Origin of the sequence: Klebsiella sp. K-Nf6 (genome assembly GCF_002806655.1) — a bacterium.
Taxonomy (GTDB): Bacteria; Pseudomonadota; Gammaproteobacteria; order Enterobacterales; family Enterobacteriaceae; genus Klebsiella; species Klebsiella variicola.
Map to the genome: position 1 here is coordinate 1 of NZ_PIBN01000046.1, position 1,515 is coordinate 1,515.

The 1,515-nt window shown below is 61.1% G+C and carries 2 protein-coding genes; both read right to left on the minus strand.

The window, feature by feature from the left end; genetic code table 11:
• The coding region (locus CWM61_RS28520; protein WP_206054241.1) for a phage tail protein at positions 1-179 on the minus strand (179 nt) is incomplete at its 3' end.
• A gap of 51 nt (positions 180-230) precedes the next feature.
• Entirely contained in the window at positions 231-1,349 is a 1,119-nt protein-coding gene (locus CWM61_RS28525) for a hypothetical protein (RefSeq protein WP_100632274.1), read from the minus strand.
• Positions 1,350-1,515 lie beyond the last annotated feature (166 nt).

Genomic DNA, 1,515 nt, shown 5'->3' on the forward strand with positions numbered 1-1,515 from the left:
AACGGTGCGCGGTACTGCTCGTTAATCAGGGCGGTCTGGTCCGGGGACGGCACCGGCAGGACGCCGCCCCCGTCGCCGACGGCCATGTGAGTGATACCCAGAGGGATACCCTTCACCGCCGCAGCAGCCAGACGTTCAGCCCCCTGCGCGGTCAGTATGGCGCTGAATTTTTTACTCATAAGGCAGTCCGTAATAGCGGGCTTCCCCGCCGGAGCGGGGCAGCCTCGGGATTAACTCAGGGGCGCGTAATACACCGGGCGCAGACCCATCTCGGAATTCAGCACTTCGATATTGTTGGCAAAGCCAAACTGGAAAATATCGTTCTTACCGCGCACCGGATGCATGCAGCTTGTCGCGCCCGCGTTGTAGTTGACGGTGGACCCTGCCGGGACAATCGCCTTCCCGGTCAGGGACGGCCACACGCCATACAGCTCCAGAAGATTTTTTACCGCTTCCGGCAGCGTGTTCTGCGGCTGAACGAAGGTCCCGCCCCAGGCCGGGTGATAAAACTCGTTGTCAGCCAGCCCGGTGGTCTTTGTCACCGCCCGCACGCTGTTGGGTGTGGTGGCCACATAGTCCGCCGTGGTGGTGTTCCCGGTATGTGTCGGGGTGATAAAGGCCCCGGTCACCGCATGGATGGCGTACCAGCCCGGCACATCAGCGCCGTGCGCACTGAACACCGCGGAGGCGGCGAGCGCGGCCTCATTGCCGGTCCCGTAGAGCTGGATTTCGCCACCCACCACACGCGCGCCGTAGGTGCGCTCCCAGACGTTTCCGGCAAGGTCGCTGATACCGTTGTATTTTTTGTCCTGGCGATAAGAGACCGGACCAGAGCCGGTATAAATGCGCGGAGACTGCGAGGACAAATCGCCCGCCTCTTTGCCGTCGATACGGCGCCCGGTCTGGGTCGCGTCCAGCGCGGACTTGCCGTACACATCAGCCCCCAGCGGGCTGTACCGGCTCTTCACGGCCATCGCCTGCATCAGCGCCCACTCGACCGACGTCATGCCGTGCCAGGTGCTGCCCATCGCTTTCAGTAACGGGAAAAGGGTGGCGCTGGTTGCGTTACAGGCATTCGCATCCACGTTGGGCAGACTCAGGACCTCGCCGTTCAGCACGCATCCCTGATAGGTTCCGACATACAGATACGGGATTTCCCTGTCGCCCTGCTTAAAGGCCGGGTGTACGCCGGAAATCCCCAGCGCCGGGTTCAGGCTTTCGATACTCACCTTCGGGATAATGTTCACAAAGGTCGGCTGTCCCTTCGGGGTATACAGCACCGTCTGTTTTCCGCCCGAAGCCGCCTCAACGGAGGCCCGCAGCGCATCTTTGACTAAAATCGTGGTCATGGTGAGGTCCTTACTGGTGGTAGCTGAAAAAAGTGTCCAGGTATGCAATACGCTGTCGGGTCCAGTCCATCATCTGGTCCAGACTGGTGATGCTCAGGGAGGGCACATTCGGCCATTTTTCATATTCAGCCTGCATCAGTTCCGGGGTGTAGCGCCCCAGCAGGTC